Source organism: Enterobacter cloacae complex sp. BZL2005 (assembly GCF_049238885.1).
Lineage (GTDB): Bacteria > Pseudomonadota > Gammaproteobacteria > Enterobacterales > Enterobacteriaceae > Enterobacter > Enterobacter roggenkampii.
In genome coordinates, this window is record NZ_JBMKGI010000003.1 from 102,487 (window position 1) to 121,269 (window position 18,783).

The 18,783-nt window shown below is 57.7% G+C and carries 19 protein-coding genes; 6 read left to right on the forward strand and 13 right to left on the reverse strand.

Annotation, left to right across the window (positions count from 1 at the left end; all coding sequences use genetic code 11):
• Positions 1-3 precede the first annotated feature (3 nt).
• Complete coding sequence (locus tag ACOTXI_RS07820; protein ID WP_032622941.1) at positions 4-531, forward strand: YrhA family protein; 528 nt, start codon at positions 4-6, stop codon at positions 529-531.
• A 596-nt stretch (positions 532-1,127) separates the two neighbouring features.
• On the opposite strand, the gene ACOTXI_RS07825 is transcribed toward ACOTXI_RS07820, so the two are convergent.
• The 4 genes from ACOTXI_RS07825 to ACOTXI_RS07840 form a co-directional block, all read right to left on the reverse strand.
• Complete coding sequence (locus ACOTXI_RS07825) at positions 1,128-2,825, reverse strand: NAD-dependent malic enzyme (protein WP_008501715.1); 1,698 nt, start codon at positions 2,823-2,825, stop codon at positions 1,128-1,130.
• 176 nt (positions 2,826-3,001) lie between these two features.
• Positions 3,002-3,139, reverse strand: a complete 138-nt coding sequence (gene sra / locus ACOTXI_RS07830; RefSeq protein WP_008501714.1) for a stationary-phase-induced ribosome-associated protein — start codon at positions 3,137-3,139, stop codon at positions 3,002-3,004.
• Positions 3,140-3,234: 95 nt separating this feature from the next.
• Entirely contained in the window at positions 3,235-3,450 is a 216-nt protein-coding gene (gene bdm / locus ACOTXI_RS07835; RefSeq protein WP_008501713.1) for a biofilm-dependent modulation protein, read from the reverse strand.
• A gap of 232 nt (positions 3,451-3,682) precedes the next feature.
• Complete coding sequence (locus tag ACOTXI_RS07840) at positions 3,683-4,534, reverse strand: Vmh family MBL fold metallo-hydrolase (protein WP_008501712.1); 852 nt, start codon at positions 4,532-4,534, stop codon at positions 3,683-3,685.
• Between the two features lie 110 nt (positions 4,535-4,644).
• Between ACOTXI_RS07840 and ACOTXI_RS07845 the strand changes: the two genes are divergently transcribed.
• Positions 4,645-5,520 (forward strand): LysR family transcriptional regulator, encoded by an 876-nt coding sequence (locus ACOTXI_RS07845; RefSeq protein WP_058654479.1) that lies wholly within the window; start codon positions 4,645-4,647, stop codon positions 5,518-5,520.
• Positions 5,521-5,539: 19 nt separating this feature from the next.
• On the opposite strand, the gene ACOTXI_RS07850 is transcribed toward ACOTXI_RS07845, so the two are convergent.
• Positions 5,540-6,499: a hypothetical protein gene (locus tag ACOTXI_RS07850; protein WP_058654478.1), complete on the reverse strand. Its 960-nt coding sequence runs from the start codon at positions 6,497-6,499 to the stop codon at positions 5,540-5,542.
• 115 nt (positions 6,500-6,614) lie between these two features.
• On the opposite strand from ACOTXI_RS07850, the gene ACOTXI_RS07855 reads away from it, so the two are divergent.
• A complete protein-coding gene (locus tag ACOTXI_RS07855) occupies positions 6,615-7,043 on the forward strand; it encodes an OsmC family protein (RefSeq protein WP_008501708.1) in 429 nt (142 codons plus the stop codon).
• Between the two features lie 23 nt (positions 7,044-7,066).
• Here the strand turns inward: ACOTXI_RS07855 and ACOTXI_RS07860 are convergent, their stop codons facing one another.
• Complete coding sequence (locus ACOTXI_RS07860; protein WP_058654477.1) at positions 7,067-7,972, reverse strand: LysR family transcriptional regulator; 906 nt, start codon at positions 7,970-7,972, stop codon at positions 7,067-7,069.
• Between the two features lie 116 nt (positions 7,973-8,088).
• Here ACOTXI_RS07860 and ACOTXI_RS07865 point away from each other — a divergent pair, with 116 nt between their 5' ends.
• Complete coding sequence (locus tag ACOTXI_RS07865; protein WP_008501706.1) at positions 8,089-8,838, forward strand: SDR family NAD(P)-dependent oxidoreductase; 750 nt, start codon at positions 8,089-8,091, stop codon at positions 8,836-8,838.
• Here ACOTXI_RS07865 and ACOTXI_RS07870 read toward each other — a convergent pair.
• From ACOTXI_RS07870 to ACOTXI_RS07900, 7 genes are read right to left on the reverse strand one after another with little or no spacing between them, the layout of a single operon-like run.
• Positions 8,835-9,764, reverse strand: coding sequence for an ABC transporter ATP-binding protein (locus ACOTXI_RS07870; protein WP_058654476.1), 930 nt, complete (start codon positions 9,762-9,764; stop codon positions 8,835-8,837). The genes ACOTXI_RS07865 and ACOTXI_RS07870 overlap by 4 nt on opposite strands.
• The gene (locus ACOTXI_RS07875) at positions 9,757-10,743 is read right to left on the reverse strand and encodes an ABC transporter ATP-binding protein (protein ID WP_045370926.1); all 987 of its coding nucleotides are present in this window, start codon (positions 10,741-10,743) and stop codon (positions 9,757-9,759) included. Before ACOTXI_RS07875 ends, ACOTXI_RS07870 begins: the two co-directional genes overlap by 8 nt.
• Complete coding sequence (ddpC, locus tag ACOTXI_RS07880) at positions 10,743-11,636, reverse strand: D,D-dipeptide ABC transporter permease (protein WP_058654475.1); 894 nt, start codon at positions 11,634-11,636, stop codon at positions 10,743-10,745. Before ddpC ends, ACOTXI_RS07875 begins: the two co-directional genes overlap by 1 nt.
• Positions 11,633-12,655: an ABC transporter permease gene (locus ACOTXI_RS07885; protein WP_008501701.1), complete on the reverse strand. Its 1,023-nt coding sequence runs from the start codon at positions 12,653-12,655 to the stop codon at positions 11,633-11,635. Before ACOTXI_RS07885 ends, ddpC begins: the two co-directional genes overlap by 4 nt.
• A gap of 22 nt (positions 12,656-12,677) precedes the next feature.
• Positions 12,678-14,210 (reverse strand): ABC transporter substrate-binding protein, encoded by a 1,533-nt coding sequence (locus ACOTXI_RS07890; protein WP_058654474.1) that lies wholly within the window; start codon positions 14,208-14,210, stop codon positions 12,678-12,680.
• A 16-nt stretch (positions 14,211-14,226) separates the two neighbouring features.
• Complete coding sequence (gene ddpX / locus ACOTXI_RS07895; RefSeq protein ID WP_058654473.1) at positions 14,227-14,802, reverse strand: D-alanyl-D-alanine dipeptidase; 576 nt, start codon at positions 14,800-14,802, stop codon at positions 14,227-14,229.
• A gap of 12 nt (positions 14,803-14,814) precedes the next feature.
• Positions 14,815-15,669 carry a MurR/RpiR family transcriptional regulator gene (locus tag ACOTXI_RS07900; protein WP_008501698.1) on the reverse strand — a complete coding sequence of 285 codons (855 nt, stop codon included), beginning with the start codon at positions 15,667-15,669 and terminating at the stop codon, positions 14,815-14,817.
• 266 nt (positions 15,670-15,935) lie between these two features.
• Here ACOTXI_RS07900 and ACOTXI_RS07905 point away from each other — a divergent pair, with 266 nt between their 5' ends.
• Positions 15,936-17,417: an alpha/beta hydrolase gene (locus ACOTXI_RS07905; RefSeq protein ID WP_058654472.1), complete on the forward strand. Its 1,482-nt coding sequence runs from the start codon at positions 15,936-15,938 to the stop codon at positions 17,415-17,417.
• A 95-nt stretch (positions 17,418-17,512) separates the two neighbouring features.
• Complete coding sequence (locus tag ACOTXI_RS07910; RefSeq protein ID WP_058654471.1) at positions 17,513-18,724, forward strand: diguanylate phosphodiesterase; 1,212 nt, start codon at positions 17,513-17,515, stop codon at positions 18,722-18,724.
• Positions 18,725-18,783 lie beyond the last annotated feature (59 nt).

The following is an 18,783-nucleotide window of genomic DNA, read 5'->3' on the forward strand; positions in this document are numbered from 1 at the left end:
GTGATGGAAATGGAAAATATAAGTTTTCAAGATATTGATAAATCAGTTGAAATTTTAAAAAACAATATGATTAAATATCATTATAATATTGCAACACCGCTTCCTCAAGAAATACAGGAATTTATTCAAAGCGACGTGCCTCCCGCAGACTGGAATGAAATAAAGAAAAATATACACAAAGACATAAAAACATTATTTGACGAAGTGGAGGAGGTTAAATATTTTTATACAAAAATTGATGGTTTAGAATTTAATGCAGCGACGATATATGGGTTCAGTCAGATTGCTGATGGGGAAATGCTGTGGTCAAATATCTATACAATGAACTTTTATAATAGAGATAATGAAATATTCATTGATCCGGACTTAAAAGATAACATTGTTATTGGTGAAGATAGCATGTCATACTTTTTATATAATATGGAATGTAAAACCTTTGAAATTAGAGATAAGATTGCCCCTGGCGTTCTAGAATCATTCATTGAATTCAACGGCATTCTGAAGTATATAATTAGAACGACAGAACTTTGAAGATAAAAAGGGGCTCTATTGAGTCCCTTTGCTATTTTATTCCAGCGCACCATATATTGGTTCAGCAATCCAGCCATACGTAGCTGCCGGAAGCAAGCCACTAACCCCGTAAGGACGCAGCAGGGAACGTTCCTGGGCTGGCGTGAAGATGAGTATCAGAAATTTGTTTTAACGGGCCAGGTCGAAGATTAATAAAAATCCCGCCATTTTTGGCGGGATTTTATTTTTTCAACTTTTAATAGAAGCTTTAACTTCTCAACATCATCATTGCTTAAAGCTCTTTTGAACTCCACACTTCCACATCATAAGCAATCATAAGCAATCATAAGCAATCATAAGCAATCATAAGCAATCATAATGCTCATTTCGTAAACCGTTGCAGTGGGGACTTACCGATTTACGTACACTAATTATTTGTTGCTTCTTCCAGCAAGATGAATGCATACGATAATGAGGCATTACAACACCCACAACAGCAGCCATTCAATTTTTTTTCAATGACTATTATTCGAGTAAGTGATTAAAAATATAAGCCTTTGTTTTAAATTTGTCTTATACGACCCTCTCCCACCGGGAGAGGGAACGGGCGGAGCGGATCAAATCGACGTACGGCGATAGCTGCGGTATTCAGGCTTCCAGAAGTTGTCGTCGATGGCCTGCTGCAGCGCGTCGGCAGAGGTTTTCACCGCCACGCCCTGCTGCTGCGCCATTTTACCCACCGCAAACGCGATAGCGCGCGACACCTTGTGAATGTCCTTCAGCTCGGGCAGAACCAGACCTTCGCCGTCGTTGACCAGCGGCGAGTGGCCCGCCAGGGTCTCGCTCGCCGACATCAGCATTTCGTCGGTGATGCGGGACGCGCCGGAGGCGATAACGCCCAAACCAATGCCCGGGAAGATATAGGAGTTGTTGCACTGGGCAATCGGATAGGTTTTATCCTTCCACACCACCGGATCGAACGGGCTGCCGGTGGCCACCAGCGCATTACCTTCGGTCCAGGCGATGATGTCCTGCGGCGTCGCCTCCACGCGGGACGTCGGGTTAGACAGCGGCATCACGATAGGGCGCTCGCAGTGCTTGTGCATCTCGCGAATAATCTCTTCGGTGAAGAGACCGGTTTGCCCGGAAACGCCGATCAGAATATCCGGCTTCACGTTGCGCACCACGTCCAGAAGGGAAAGGACTTCGTTGTCGGTATCCCAGTTTTTCAGGTTTTCGCGTTTCTGCACCAGCTTCGTCTGGAACGGCAGCAGGTTCGGCATGCCGTCGGTCAGCAGGCCGAAACGGTCCACCATAAAGACGCGGGAGCGGGCCAGCTCTTCGCTTAAGCCTTCGCGCTGGGTCTGGGCGATAATCTGCTCGGCAATACCGCAGCCCGCGGAGCCTGCGCCCAGGAAGACGATTTTCTGATAGCTCAGCTGGCTTCCCGCTGCACGGCTGGCGGCGATGAGCGTACCCACCGTCACGGCCGCGGTGCCCTGGATATCGTCGTTAAAGGAGCAGATCTCATCGCGATAGCGGTTCAGCAGCGGCATCGCGTTTTTCTGCGCAAAGTCTTCAAACTGCAGCAGCACGTCCGGCCAGCGGTGCTTCACGGCCTGAATGAAGTCGTCGACAAACTGATAGTACTCGTCGTCGGTAATACGCGGATGGCGCCAGCCCATATAGAGCGGGTCGTTGAGCAGCTGCTGGTTGTTGGTGCCGACGTCCAGCACCACCGGCAGGGTATACGCCGGGCTGATGCCACCGCAGGCGGTATACAGAGAGAGCTTACCGATGGGGATCCCCATCCCGCCAATGCCCTGGTCGCCGAGGCCAAGAATACGTTCGCCGTCGGTCACCACAATTACTTTGATATTGTGGTTCGGCACGTTCTGCAGAATATCGTCCATGTTGTGACGGTTCTGATAAGAGATGAATACCCCGCGGGAGCGACGGTAGATCTCTGAGAAACGCTCGCAGGCGGCACCCACCGTCGGGGTGTAGATCACCGGCATCATCTCTTCGAGATGGTTTTGCACCAGGCGATAGAAGAGGGTTTCGTTGGTGTCCTGGATGTTGCGCAGGTAGATGTGTTTGTCGATTTCCGTTTTGAAACCCTGGTACTGGATCCACGCGCGCTCTGCCTGTTCTTCAATGGTTTCAACCACTTCTGGCAGTAGACCCAGCAGGTTAAAGCTGCTGCGCTCTTCCATGCTGAAGGCGCTGCCTTTGTTGAGCAGGGGGAATTCGAGTAAAACCGGTCCGGCGTATGGGATGTATAAGGAACGATGTTTTTTCAGTTTGTTGTCCATGTCACTCACTCTTTTTATGAAGATCCGTCCCTGACACTGCTGTTTGTCATCTTTCTGGCCTGTGCGATGGGGTGCGGTCCGGCGGTATTATAAAGGAGCTAAATATTAATTACCGCAACACATAAACAAAAACACCATCGGGATTACCGATGGTGTTCTGGATCTCAGTCTGGAACTTACTTGCCGGCGTGGCGTTTTCTGCCGGTGGCGTGAGTGACTTGCGTTTCATGGTCGCCTTCAATCACCACTTTGCGCTGATTAGAAAGCTTGTAGTTCAGTCCCAGAATATGGCGTGCCTGACGGTTCGATTTCATATTAACTCCTCAATCCTGTTGATAGTTTTAAGGACCAGTTTGCTTACGCAAACGAAATGTAACCCCTTAGGTTGCAGATCCAGCTTAGCAGGTTTTTACAAGGGTGCGTTTTGCCCGCTGACGACGTAGTTAATGGTCTGCTGGTAGATGTCACTGAGGATGTCATTATCTGTGGATTCCACCCACCTGGTCAGTTCCATCAAAATGTCATCTTCAGTCACAGCACCGTGCTCGGCGTGAAGACCCTGTGCAATCGCGTTAACGAGTTCAGGTTGTGCTGCTGCGGTATTTGCCGGGTAATAAGTAAACATGCTGCCTCCGTGTCGTTGTCTGTTTAATGGTACGGCTCGCAAAAAATTTAATTCACAAACAGAATGGCAAATATTTTCACGGTTGTGGCTCAGATTCATCTTAGAAATAAAAATGACATAAGTGTATGCTTTTGTGTGCTTTTGAAATGCGGGGGTAAATCGACGTGGCGCTGAGAGAATATTATGACGGTGCTCCTGCTATCTCGAAAAAATAGCAGGAGCAGCGTTTATATTACCACTTCATTTCGCCGGTATTCACCTTAGCGCTTAATTCCAGCGAGCTCTCTTCAGCCAGATTCGGATACTGTTTTTTCAGGGTGCTGATGACGCCCGCAGAATCTTTATGAACGGACAAGGCCTTTTCAAAGCGCTGGAGATAGTCACGGGTAAAATCAATCGCACCCGTCCCGGCTGGCGGGGTACCCAGATAGTGACCCGGGATCACGCGCTCGGGTTTGTGCGCCGCCATGTTCACCAGCGTTTCCCGCCACTGCTTACGGCTTTCCGCTGTCTGGGTGTCCGCCGTCCAGACGTGAATCCCCCAGGCTACGCCAGTGCCGCCGAGGATGGTCTTTGCGGACGGGATCCATACATAGGCCGCATAGCTGTCAGGCTGTTCGATGTCGATCTTCTCCCCGTCAACCATAAACGTGGTGGAGGCGAGCACCTGCGGGACGACCAGCTCCGTTGGCGCGCCGTCTTTCATCTGCGGACCCCAGAAGGCGAGCTTGGCGTCTTTAGTGGCCTTGATGTGATCAACCACGTGCTGCGTGGCCACCACTTTGGCGTTCGGGAAGGCTTTGACCAGCGGCTGCAGGCCAAAATAGAAATCCGGATCGCCGGAGGTGATCACAATCTTGTTCAGGGTCTTACCGCTTTGACGAATTTTCTCTACCAGCGCTTCGCCATCCTTCACGCTGAACTGCGCGTCAAACAGCACCGCTTCTTTCGGGCCGGAGACCAGCGTGGAGGAGACCGCGAAAATGCCTTTCTCCTGCGGGTTATAGGTATCAATGCTTAACGGCGCGGCAAAAGCAGCCGGCGTGAAAAGCGTGGAAAGCAGGGCAAGGTGAGTGAATTTCATGCTGTTGTCTCTGTTGTTCAGGAATGTCTCTATTGTACGGAAATTCGCATTTGCCAGAATTCCTGAAACAAGACATGCTTAGTTTCATAAATCGAGCAGATGGAGTTGATATGGATCGCGTGATTGCCGCTCAGGTTTACAACCGAATATGCGAGCTGGGAAGTTTGAGCGCGGCGGCCCGGGCGCTGGGTATTTCCCGCCCAATGGTGAGCCGCTATCTTGAACAGATGGAGAAATGGGCGGGCACGCGGCTGGTAAACCGCTCCACGCGCAAGCTGACGCTGACCGCGGCAGGCGAAAAGGTGCTGCAAAAAACGCGGACGCTCTCGCAGATCTCGCAGGAAATTGAAGGCCAGTCGGAAAAAGATCTCCCGTCTGGCACCCTGCGGGTGGCCTGCGCGCACTTTACCGCCATGCACCTGATTGCGCCGGTCCTGCCCGGTCTGCTCTCGCGCTACCCGCAGCTGCGCATCGAACTGGATGTGAACAACCATCCGGTCAGCCTGGTGGGAGAGCGCATTGACGTCGCCGTACGCATTACCGATAACCCTGAACCCGGCATGATTGCCCGTCGGCTGGGGGAGTGTCGCTCGGTCCTTTGCGCCTCGCCGGACTATCTGGCGCAGCACGGCACGCCCGGCAGCCCCGAAGAACTAGCCCGGCATAACTGCCTGCACTACAGCTTTTTTGCCGGGCAGTCCTGGCACTTCCTGACGCCGGAAGGCGAGAGCCTGAGCGTGGCCGTCAGCGGCAACCTGAGCGCCAGCATCTCTTCGCTGCTGATGGACGCGGCGGTTAAGCACTGCGGTATCGCCATGCTGCCGGAGCGTGAGGCGCGAACCGCGCTGGAGAAGGGATGGCTGGTGCCGGTACTGGAGGCGCTGGAGCCGAAGCCGCTGGCCATCCATGGTATTTATCAGTCCCGGGAATACCAGCCTGCCGCGCTGCGGGCGTTCCTTGATGAGCTGGCCCGCTATCTGGCATGAGCGCGGCGTTTGCCGTCGTTTACTTAGCCTTTAGCCAGAGTGAGGCCGTGCTCCAGAAAATAATATCCGCCCCGAGATAATTTTCCGCGAACCGATCAAATTCTGCTTTGGTGAAGGGCTTGCCGGTCTCAGGGTTCTTATAGGTCAGGGTCGGTTCCTGAACCGCCATGGCGATAAGCGGCAGCGTCTGTTTATTTTTATGGAAGAAAGGATAGGCATTCTTCATATGCGCCTTGCGGTTGGGAACAATGTCCGGCCCACCGAGGCCAACACTGTTGGCGCTGGCATACGCAAAAAGACGCCCCATGTAGTTGTGGTCATTATCCCATTCGCACGGCCAGAAGTTCACGTATTGCACCACGTGTGATTTCTGAAAAGCCTTGCGCGCAAAGGCCAGGTTTTCCATTTCTCCCGCAAAATAGCTGTCGCAGGTAAATCCGGCGGGCGGATTTTTTTCGTCAAGATCGATGGCGGTTTCAGGCAGGTTTACGCCATATACCTCGCCATCAAAGCGTTTCGCGAGGGCGGCCAGCAGCGCCTGGTAGCGCTGGCGCACGGCGGGGTCCCACTGACGCGCCACCCAGCCTGAACCGACTGGCTTCCCTTCGCCGGGGTTATCGAACTGCGGCGCAATCCCGCCTCCGTATTGCTTATCGTGCATCAGATAATCCGGCACGTAGCGCGCGTCCGCCTCAAAGAAACGGTCCTGAATCTGGATAAAAAGCTTTTTCCTGGCAGCCTTAAGACGCGCGAGATCCCGTTCAATGCGCGAGAAATCGTAGCGATCCTTCTCAGGCTCAAGCGCGCGCCAGTTGTAGACGATCTGTACGCCGCCGATATCGCTTCGCACAACGAGCGGGAACGCCGCGTCGAGCTCGCCGGAGCTGGTATAGATAAAGTTCTCGGGCGTTTTCGCCTGCAAAGACAACGATAGAGCGAGGGTAGCGATCGCAACGGCCATCCTGATTTTTAGCGCCATAGGTTTATCCTTTTTGTCGGTACAGCAGGTGTAAGTCCCGGAATTGTCTGTGTTCCAGGGGCAGTCAGATGCGTAGTCTATACTTAACCCTTTGTAAGCCAAAAGGAGAGCAAGAATGACTATTCATAAGCACGGTTCGGCACACTGGTCTGGTGACATTAAGCGCGGTAAAGGAACGGTTTCCACCGAGAGCGGCGTTCTCAATCAACAGCCTTATGGCTTTAATACCCGTTTTGAGGGTGAAAAGGGGACCAACCCCGAAGAGCTGATCGGCGCGGCACATGCGGCCTGCTTCTCGATGGCGCTGTCGCTGATGCTCGGCGAAGCGGGCTATACCGCCGACGCTATTGATACCACCGCGGACGTCTCTCTGGATAAAACCGACGGCGGTTTTGCGATTACGAAGGTTGCCCTGAAAAGCAAGGTGACCGTTCCCGGCATCGCCCCTCAGCAGTTTGACGGTATTATTCAGAAAGCCAAAGCGGGCTGCCCGGTTTCGCAGCTTCTGAAAGCCGAGATTACCCTGGACTACACGCTAAATTAACTTCCCGCCGGGTTTGCGCCCGGCTATCCCTTCAGCGCGGCGGGAAACACCTCCGCCAGCCACGCAATAAACACCTTAAGACGGTGCGTCAGATGCCGGTTCTGAGGGTAAACCACATGAAACGGATAGGCGGCAGGGCGCCAGTCGCCCAGGATCGACGCCAGCGATCCCGCCTGTAAATACGGCTTTGCCGAATACTCAAACGTCTGCACGATCCCCAATCCTGCCACGGCCGCCGCCAGGTGGGCATTACTTTCATTTATGCCGAGATAATGGGGGATATTGATTTCCAGTGTCTCGCCGTTCTCTCTGAAGCGAAACGGAAAAGCCCGCCCGGTGACGGGCGAGAGGTAGCTAATGAGCTTGTGGCCGTTGCACAGCTCCTGTGGATAGGCTGGAACGCCATGGTTTTTCAGGTAGCCCGGCGTCGCGCAGGTCACCATTTCGGCGTTACCAATATGGCGAGCGATAAGGGTCGAATCGTCCAGCGGGCCGCCGCGGATCACGCAGTCTACGTTACCGCTGATCAGATCCACCGGACGATCGGCCACGCCAAGGTCGATGCGGATATCCGGGTAGCGCCGCATAAAGTCCGGCAGCAGGGGGATGAGCACGTCCCGGGCGGTGGAGCCGCCCACGTCAACCCGCAAATGCCCTTTGGGCGTCGCGCGGGAAACGCGAAACGCGGTGTCGATATCTTCGATATCTATCAAGACCCTGAGCGCTTTTTCATAGTATTCCATCCCTTCCGGCGTCGCGACTACCCGGCGAGTCGTCCGGTGCAGGAGGCGTATCTCCAGATGCGTCTCAAGCGATTTCACCAGCTTGCTCAGCGTGGCGATCGGCATGTTCAGCGAGTCCGCCGCGCGGGTAAAGCTGCCGGTTTCCACCACCCGGGTAAAGGCGCGCATCGCCATGAGCTGATCCATGAGACTCCCTCTTATTATTCCTGTATGTGAATAGTCATTTTCATTTTTGCTGGTTTTTCACTAATCCCGCAAGGGCTAAAGTTTGTCCAACGCAAACCCAACAAAAGGTAAATGACATGAACACGACTCTCTCAGGAAAAATCGCACTGGTCACCGGCGGCAGCACCGGCATCGGTCTTGCCACGGCGCAGGAGCTGGCGGCACAGGGCGCGAAGGTGTACATCACCGGACGTCGTCAGGCCGAGCTGGACGCGGCGGTGGCTGAAATTGCTTCAACGGCAGTGGGCATTCGCGCTGACGTGTCAAAACTGGCGGACCTGGACGAGGTCTATGCCCGGATAGCCAAAGAAGAAGGCCGCCTCGATATTCTGTTCGCCAATGCGGGTGGCGGCGATATGCTGCCGCTGGGCGCGATCACCGAAGAGCAGTTTGACCGGATTTTCGGCACTAACGTCCGCGGGGTGCTGTTTACGGTACAGAAGGCGCTGCCGCTGCTGTCCGCCGGATCCTCGATTATTCTGACCGGCTCGACGGTGTCCATTAAGGGGACGGCAAACTTTAGCGTCTACAGCGCCAGCAAGGCCGCCGTGCGCAACTTTGCCCGCTCCTGGGCGCTGGATTTGCAGGGCCGTGGGATCCGCGTCAACGTGGTGAGCCCGGGCCCGATCAAAACCCCGGGGCTTGGCGACCTGGTGCCGGAAGAACACCGCCAGGGGCTGTACGACGCGCTGGCTGCTCAGGTACCGCTCGGCCGTTTAGGCGCGCCGGGTGAGGTGGGTAAAGCGGTGGCGTTTCTGGCCTCCGATGCGGCCAGCTTTATTAACGCCACCGAGCTGTTCGTGGACGGCGGGATGGCGCAAATCTAACCCAGACTGCGCCAGCAGCGGACGTCACGGCCCTCGCGAGAGGGCTGTAACGGCTGAGGACGCTCGCACCCCTGCGCGGCCATCGGGCATCGGTCGCGGAAAAAACAGCCTTCGGGCAGACGGCGGTTGCCGGGAAGCTCCGTTTTGCGTAAGACCAGCGTTTCATCCAGCGGTTCACCGGTGCGCGGAACCGAATCGAGCAGCAGGCGGGTGTAAGGATGGCGCGGCTCGCCAAGCACCTGCGCGGCGCTGCCCAGCTCCACAATCTGCCCAAGGTACATCACCGCCACGCGGTCGCTCATGTGCCGGACCACCGAGACGTTATGCGAGATCAACACGTAGGTCAGATTACGCTGCTGTTGTAGCGTCACCAGCAGGTTGAGGATCTGCGCCTGCACGGAAATATCCAGCGCGCTGGTGGGTTCATCGAGCACGATGATATCCGGATCGGACGAGAGCGCCCGGGCGATGGCGATGCGCTGGCGCTGCCCGCCGGAGAAGGCGTGCGGAAGCCGGTCGAGATATTCCGGGCGAATGCCCACCTGCAGCGCCAGGTTTTCAGCCAGCTGGCGGCGGTCGCGCTCGCTGCTGCGCTTTTGCACCCACACCGGCTCGGTGATGATTCGCCAGACCGGCAGGCGTGGGTCAAGCGAGGAGAGCGGATCCTGAAACACCATCTGCATGCCGCCCGCGTGGTGCGCCCGCTGGCAGGCGCCGGTGCTGGGCTTAAGCATGCCCATCAGCAGCTGGGCGAGCGTGCTTTTCCCACAGCCGGATTCCCCGACAATGCCAAGCGTTTCTCCCCGACGGATCTCAAGGTCGAGCCCGTTGAGCGCATGGACCCGTTCCGTCACGCGACCCAGCCAGTTTTTGCGCGCCGCAAAGTTCACGTGCACGCTATCCAGTTCCAGCTGTACATCAGACATGGGCTTTCTCCCGTTGTGGATACCAGCAGGCGGCCTGTTGGCCCTCTGCGCCAGTGGGCGCTAAGCGCGGCGTTTCGCTGCATTTCGCCCCGGCGGCAAAGCAGCGCTCGCGGAATGCGCATCCCTGCGGAAGCTGGCTGAGGTTGGGCACCGTGCCGGGGATGGCGGGAAGCGGGGCGCGCGGCTGGCCGTTTTCCGGCGCGCACTGCAGCAGGCCAATAGAGTAGGGATGCACGGGCTGGTGGATCAGCGTTTGCGTGGTGCCGCTCTCGATCACGCTGCCCGCATACATCACGTACATTCTGTCGCAGAGCTGGGACACCACGGCCATATCGTGGCTGATAAACAGCACCGAGGTGCCGCTGGCCCGCGCCTTGTGCTTCAGCAGGCGCAGCACCTGCAGCTGGACGGTGACGTCCAGCGCCGTGGTTGGTTCGTCGGCGACGATCAGCTCCGGCTCGCAGGAGAAGGCAAGGGCAATCATCACCCGCTGGCGCATGCCGCCGGAGAGTTCAAACGGATAGCGCGCCATGACCGCTTTCGCGTCCGGGATTTGCATCTCTTCCAGCAGGGTAATCGCCTTCTGCTGCGCCTCACGCCGGGAAAGCGGTTGATGCTGGCGGATCACCTCGACCATCTGTTTGCCAATCCGCCGCGTCGGGTTGAGGGCGGTCATGGGCTCCTGAAAAATCATCGCGACCTTTGCGCCGCGCCACTGGCGAAGCTGTTTCTCGGACGCCGTCAGGACATTTTCGCCGAGTAATTTCACCTGACCATGATGAATGCGGTAGCTGCCTTCCGGCAGCAGACGCATGGCGAGCATGGCGGTCACGGATTTACCCGAACCGGATTCGCCCACCACGCCGACAATTTCACCCCTGCCGATCTCCAGCGAGACGTGGTTCAGCGCGTGGACCTCGCCGCGGAAAATCGGGAAGCTCAGATGCAGGTCTTCAATCTTGAGAACCGGATCGGTCATCACTGTTTACCTCCTGACTTCGGATCCAGCAGATCGCGGATGCCATCCCCAAACAGGTTAAAGCCCACGGCGGTAATCAAAATCGCCGCTCCGGGAAACGCGCAGTACCACCACTGGTCCAGAACGTAGTTACGGCCGACGGCCACCATCGCGCCCCATTCGGCGGTCGGCTGCTGCGCGCCCAGGCCAATAAACCCCAGCGTGGCGGCCATCAGGATGGCGCTGCCGATGTCCAGCGACGCCTGCACGATCAGCGGCGGCAGGGCGTTGCGCAGGATGTGCCAGCGGATCACATGCCAGCGGGATGCGCCAAAGGTGCGGGCCGCCTGCACGTAGGTAAACTGGCGCACCACCAGGGTTTGGCCGCGCGCCAGGCGGACGTAAAACGGAATGCGGACAATCGCAATCGCCAGCATGGCGTTAAACAGGCTTGGCCCGAGCGCGGCGGCCAGCGCCATGGTCAGCACCAGGGAAGGTATCGAGAGCATAATGTCCATCACCCGCATGATGACGGCGTCGCCGCGCCCGCCCAGCACGCCGGACAGACAGCCCAGCAGCGAACCGATGCCGCCCGCAATTACCACCACCGCCAGCCCGGCGGTAATGGACTGCTGGCTGCCCGCCAGCACCCGGCTGAACAGATCGCGGCCCACCTCGTCGGTACCAAACCAGTGCTGCGCGGACGGCGCCTGCAGGCGCGCGGTCAGATCCAGCGCGTTCGGGTCGTGCGGCGCGATCCACGGTGCGGCCACCATAATGAAAAGCATCACCAGCATAATGACGCCGCCAACGATCGTGAGCGGGCTTTGGCGCAGCATCCAGAACAGCTTTGCCCAGTTGATGCGTTGTCTGGCGGTTTTCACCGGGACGGGCGTTTCCTGCGTTAACATCATTCGGCACCTCCGCGCCCGATTCGCGGGTCAATCCACAGGTAAAGCAGATCGACCACCAGATTAACCAGCACGTAGGCCAGCGAAACGACGACGGCAAAGCCCATCACCGCGGGGAAATCGAGCGCCTGAATGGACGTCACCACCCAGGCGCCCATGCCCGGCCAGGCAAAGACGGTTTCGGTCAGCACGGCCCCGTAAAGCAGATCCCCCAGCGCCAGCCCGAGCACGGTAATCGACGGGATCATCGCATTCGGCAGGGCGTAGCGCAGGACGATATACCAGCCGGGCAGGCCGCTGGCGCGGGCCGTGCGAATGTAGTCTTCGCTAAGCTGCTCCAGCATCGCGGAACGGACCTGACGCGCCACGATGCCGAGATGCACGAATGCCAGCGTCAGCGAGGGTAAAATCAGGTGCTGCAGCGCATTGAAAAAGACCTCGCCGTTGCCTTCCAGCAGCGCGTCCAGCAGATAAAAGCCGGTGACGTGCGTCGGCGGATCGAGCCAGTCGTCCAGCCTGCCGCCGCCCGGCAGGATTTGCAGGTGCCCGTAGAACAGCACAATGACGCCCAGCCCAAGCCAGAAGGCCGGGGTGGAAATCCCGGTCATCGCCATTAAACGCACCAGGTGATCCAGCCAGCGGTTGCGGTACACCGCCGATAAAATTCCCAGCGGCACGCCGATGACCAGCGCCAGCAGGAGGGAACAAAAGGCCAGCTCCAGCGTGGCGGGGAAAAAGGCCTTCAGGTCTTCCGCAACCGGGCGTCCGGTCCGGATGGAGGTGCCTAAATCACCGTGGGCCAGGGCGTCCACGTAGCGGCCAAACTGAACGTAGAGCGGCTGATCCAGCCCCAGCTGCTGGCGAATGTTCTGCACGATGTCGTCGCTGGCGCGGTCGCCGGCCAGCAGACGGGCCGGATCGCCGGGGATCAGGTGTGAAATAATAAAAGTGATAATACAGACACCGGCCACCACCAGGAGTAACCCCCAGCAGCGCTGGCGCACGATGCTCCAGAACGTCATACACTTTCCCCCGGCGAAACGGTTACTTGCTCATGGTGGCGATGTTAAACACCTGCTCGAGCATCGGATTAAAGGTGAAGCCTTTGACCTCTTTGTTCATCGCCAGCTGGTAGTTCTTCTGGAACAGATAAACGTAGGCCGCCTCGTCGATGACCACCTTTTGCGCCTGCTGGTAATCTTTGGTGCGTTCCGCCTGGTCCGTGGTTTTCAGCGCGGCCTGCAGCAGGGAATCGACCTCTTTGTTCTCATAGAACGAACGGTTGCCCGGCAGACCTTTCTTGTCCGATTCGAACCAGTAGTTCATAAACATGTACGGGTCGGCAAAATCCGGGCTCCAGTTGCCGATGGCGATGTCGTAATCGCCTTTGCCGACGCGGTCGCGCATGGTGGCGTTGGCCAGTTTCTCCAGCTTGACGTTAATGCCGATCTTGCCGAGGCTGGCCTGAGTCGAAAGGGCGATAGGCTCCCAGTTTGGATCGTTGTCCGAGTAGAGGAAGGTCAGGCTGGCGGGCTTGTCTTTGACCTTCTCCAGGGCTGCTTTAGCTTTGGCTTCGTCGAGGCTGTACTGCATGGCCGTGGCGTCAAAGCCCCACATGCCTTCCGGGATCGGGCCGCGCATCTGCTTGCCGTTGCCGCTCAGAATGCCTTTCACCATCCCCTCATAGTCCGTCGCCCAGGAGACCGCACGGCGTAAATCCACCTGATTGAGCGGCGCTTTGCTGTTGTTGAGGTAGAGGTAGGTGACGCGCAGAGACGGGTATTCGGCGACGGCGACTTTCCCTTCCTGCTTCAGGGCCGACAGCTGATCGACCGGCAGGGAGTCGGCAATGTCCAGGTCACCGCGGGAAAGCTGCAGACGGCGCGACGCGCTCTCACCGATAATTTTCACCGAGACGCGCTTGAAGTGCGGCTTGTCGCCCGACCAGTGCGGGTTTGGCACCAGCACCAGCTGCTGGCCTTTCTGCCAGCTCTTCAGCATAAACGGCCCGGACCCGGCGGTGTTTTGCGCCAGATAGCCGCGCGCGTCGTCCGCGGCATTGGCCTTCAGCACCGCCGGGTTAATGATGGAGGCGCCGTCGTTCGCCAGGGTGTAGAGGAAAGGCGCGAACGGCTGGCTGAGGGTGAATTTCACCGTGTGCTCATCAACGGCATCAATTTTCAGATCTTTTGGAAAGGCTTCAGACGGCCCCTGGCTGAGCTTCAGCAGGCGTTCGAAGGAGAGTTTGACCGCCTCGGCGGTGACCGGCGTGCCGTCGGAGAATTTGGCGTTATCCGCCAGGGTGAAGGTCCACTCTTTCTGGTCGTCGGAGGCTTTCCAGCCCGTCGACAGATCGCCTTCCACCTCGGTTGAGCCTGGCTTGTACTTGACCAGACGCTGGTAGGACGGATAGGTGACGGTCCAGTCATTGTTATCGATAGTGATGGCCGGATCGAGCGTTTGCGGGTCGGCGGCTTTACCGATGACCAGCATGTCTTTCGGGACGGCAGCCAGCGCCAGCGGTGCACTCAGGGCCAGCGTGGCGGCAATGACGGTCGAGAGAAGCGATGTTTTCATGGCAGTGCTCCAGGTTTTAAAGAGGGGTGTGCGTCAGGGGAAAACAGGCAAAACGGTCATCAAGCAGCGAGTAGCTGGCGGCGTTCGGCAGTTCGAAGTGCCACCATTCGCTGCCGATCCCGACAAAACCGCCGCCGAACATGATGGCGTTCAACAGCAGACGGTTGCGCTGGGCGTGCGGCGGCACGGAAGGGTGATACGGATGCGAGCGGTCATGCATTTCGTCAAAACCGGCGCCCATATCAAGCACGACGTTATGCTCGTCCATCAGCGTGACGTCGATGGCCGTGCCGCGGCTGTGGTTAGAGCCAATTGCCACGTCGACCACATATTCCGGGTTCGGGCAGGCCTCCCACAGCTGGGCCTGCGCCTGCTGCGGCCGATAGGCGTCGTAGACCACCAGCTTCAGCCCGGCCAGCGTGGCAATGCTGATGGCTTTAGCCAGCGCGGTAGCGGCATCGGTGTGCAGCAGGCACAGCGTCTCCTGATAGATCGGGCGGCCTGTGATGTTGTCGGCGGTGGCGTACTTCAGATCGATATGCAGCGTGGGGAACGTCTTCGCCACATCAATCAGTTCACTCTCTACGGGCATAGCTCCGCTCCTTTAGCGTTCGAATTGACCAAACTCTTGTTGTAATTGTCGGTTTACCGCCAGGCGCGCCGGGAGCGCATCGCCCAGCGCTTCCACCACGCCCGACAGCAGCAGGTTGAACAGACAGCTCACGGGGGCAAGTGAATCCCAGAAATGACCGGTATCGGTTTTCACCTGCAGTAAATCCATCGGGTAATCCCGCGCCCACGGGCACCAGATGTCGGTGATTAAGGCCAGCGGAATGCCTTTCTCGCTCGCGACGCGGCAGTACTGGCGGGCCATCGTGGAGTAGGTGCGCGTATCGGTCAGCACGACATAAGGGTGAGCAAACCCGGAGTTAAGGGATTCTACCCAGCTGCCGGATGCCCCTTCGGAGTAGCTCACCCGCGGGCGGAGGTATTCAAGGTGGCTGAAGAAGGCGTTGGCGATCCCGCGCGTGGACTGGATCCCCAGCACAAAAACCGCGTCCGCGTGGGCCAGATGGTGCACCACCTGACGAAAAGCGTCCGTTTGCGCCAGCTGATACACCTGCGTGATGGCGTCCACTTCCAGCGACAGGGCGTGCTGAAGGCGGTTGGGCAGGGGGCGCTGCTGCTGCCAGGAGTCGAGGCGCTCGTTCATGCCCCAGGGCTGGTACGGATCGCGCAGGCTCTTTTTGGCATCTTCCAGGTTGCGATATCCCAGCTTGCGCAGGAAGCGTCCGACGGTGATCCCGCTGGTCCCGCTCGCCAGCCCGACGCTCTCCGCCGTTTCAAACGGGATTTGCGCGGCGTGCGCCAGCAGCCAGCTTCCGACCCGCTTTTCGCTGGGCGTGAGCTGGCTGAAGGTCGCCTCGATACGGCTTAACATCTCGGGTTTCGTCGTCATACCGCCTCGCTGTTAACAGGCTGTCAAAAGCTGAATATGTGTTACCGGGTTAACAATGCATGACGCGTGCCATGTTCACAGAAAGGCGAAAACCCGCTGCGCAATAAACTTCATGCAATATTTCGTTAACCAATGATCAACATTTGTGCAGCGTAGTTCACTTTTGGTGCACTGGCTGACCTGGCAGGGATGAATTTGGTGAATACGTCAGCCCGTTCACATTTTTGATAAGATAGAAAGACAGTGAACATAAAAGGGATCCCGGCATGGCGAATTGGCCCTGGCGAGTCAGCGTGCGCCTGGTGGCGCTTGCAAAGAAAACAGGGATGGTCGTGGGGATCGTCCTGGTCGTCCTGCTGGCGGTGCGGGTCTATCTCTCGCAGCAGGGGCCGGAACTGCACCCGTGGCACACCTGGCGGGCAGATGAGATGTCCGTGCGCGAGCTGGATAACGCCGATTTCGCCGGGTACCTCGCCCGTGAAAAGGCGATTTTCACCGATCTGGATAACGCGGTGACGGCGAAAACAGCGGGCGAGGATCAAACTCCGTTAAACCGCTACTACCGCCAGAGCCTGGTATGGCCCGGCCAGTTTGCCCCCGATGCCAACCGCTCCTTTGTGCTGATGCCAGCCGGGAAGCCCCGCGGCGCGGTGGTGCTGCTGCACGGCCTGACCGACTCGCCTTACAGCGTCAGGCACCTTGCCGTGAACTATCAGCAGCACGGCTTTGTGGCCGTGGTCCCGCGTCTTCCCGGACACGGCACCGCGCCCGGTGCGCTGACGGACGTGGACTGGGAAATGTGGCTGGCAGCGACGCGGCTTGCCGTGCGGGAAGCCACGCGTCTGACGGGGAATAACGTGCCGCTGCATCTGGTGGGCTACTCCAACGGCGGGGCGCTGGCGATGAAGTATGCCCTCGATGCGCTGGAAGACCCTGCGCTGCGTAAGCCTCAGCAGATGATCCTGCTCTCACCGATGATCGGCGTGACGTCCTTTGCGCGGTTCGCCGGATTCGCCGGGCTACCGGCGCTGTTGCCGCCGTTTGCCAAAGCGGCCTGGCTGAATATCTCCCCGGAATATAATCCGTATAAATACAACTCGTTCCCGGTGAACTCCGCTCGCCAGTCGTGGCTGCTGACGAAGACCCTGCAGGAGCAGATTGGCCGTGAGGCGCGGGAAAACAGGCTGGCGAATTTGCCGTCGGTGCTGGCGTTCCAGTCGGTGATGGACTCCACGGTCAGTACCCGCGCGGTGGTCAGCGGCCTGTTTGACCAGCTTCCGGCAAACGGCAGCGAGCTGGTGGTGTTTGATATCAACCAGGCGGCGAGCTTCCGTCCGCTCTTTAAACCGTCGTCCTGGACGGCCACCACGGCGCTGCTGCCGGTCGCGCAGCGGCGTTACGGTGTCACGATTATTACCAATGCCGGCGAGCACAGTTTCTCGACGGTGGCGAAAATCACGCCGGCAGGCAGCACGCGGGAGACGGTCGTGCCGCTTGCCCAGTCCTGGCCGCAGGATGTTTATTCCCTGTCGCACGTTGCGGTGCCGTTCCCGCCGGATGACGATCTCTATGGTCGTGAACCACGCGTGAAAAACCGATATGGCATCAGCCTGGGGACGATTGCGCTGTGGGGAGAGACGTCCGTGTTGAGCGTCGGGAAAGAGGCGCTTATGCGGGTCACCTCGAACCCGTTCTACGACTATATGCAGGAGAGGATTAACAGCCGGATCGGGGACCAGAAAAAGTAATGTTCCCTTGTGGCGTGAATATGTTAGGTCGCATTGATTAAGTATGTTACATAGTAGCTTCAAGGCACCTCTCTTTATCACTGGAACCCCTTTTTGTGCTGACGACGCTGATCTACCGAAGCCACTTGAATTTATCCCGCCCGTCCACCGAACTGCGGGAGCTGGTGGAGCGCGCCAGGGGCCGCAACGTAAAACTGGACATTACCGGCGTCCTCCTTGCTAAAGGCAACGACGTTCTGCAGATCCTCGAAGGGTCGGAAGAGAGTGTGGTCAAACTGTTCCATAAAATCCGCGAGGACAAGCGGCACAGCGGGGTAGTAGAACTGCTGCGGGACTATGGTCCGCGCAGACGCTTCGAAAACGTCGGTATGCTGCTGTTCGACCTGCAAACGCAGTCGCCGAAAGAGGTGCTGCAGTCGGTGCTGCGCTACAGCAAGCTGGACAGCTATCTGACCTCCGACGATCGGGTGTTCAAATTTATTCAGACCTTTATAACCGGTAAACGTCCGGCCCCGTCGGGGGCACGCTACACGGCGGACAAATGGACGCTCTCGACCGAAGCGCTACCCTTTGGCGAACATCTGGGCCTGATTGCCGGGCAAACCTGTCAGTTTGCGCTGCAGCCTATTGTCGAGCCCTCGGAAGGGAAAATCAGCTCCCTTGAGGCGCTTATCCGCGGCAACGACGGCGGCAGCCCGGAGCATTTCTTCAGCACCGTCAATCCGGACAACGTCTACGAAGTCGATCTCCAGACGAAAGCCTATGCCTTTGCGCTGGCGGAAAAGCTGGGCATTGGCAGCCATAAAATCGCGGTAAACCTGCTGCCCATGTCGCTGGTGAATGTCCCAGGCGCGGTGGAATTTCTGGTCGATCAGATTAAAAAACATGGCCTTCAGCCGGAGCAGGTGGTCATTGAAGTCACTGAAAACGAGATGATCTCCGGGCTCAACCAGTTTAACAGCGCCATCAAGCAGCTTCGCGGCGAGGGGATTGGCCTGGCGATCGATGATTTTGGCTCGGGCTATGCCGGGCTTTCGCTGCTGACCCGCTTCCACTCGGACAAAATTAAAATCGACCGTGAGATTGTCAGCAACATCCACCTGAGCGGCCCCAAACAGGCGATTGTGCGCTCCATCATCAGCTGCTGCTCCGATCTTGAAATCACCCTGGTGGCCGAAGGCATCGAGAAAATTGAGGAGTGGTGCTGGCTCGAATCGGCCGGGATCCGCCGCTTTCAGGGATTCCTGTTTGCCCGGCCGCAGCTTAATGGCGTCGGCGATATCCACTGGCCGCATCTGGTGCGGTAAGCCAATTTTCCCTCCCGTTATTTCCCCTTTGCCTAGCCTGTGCTTAAATAGCTAAAACG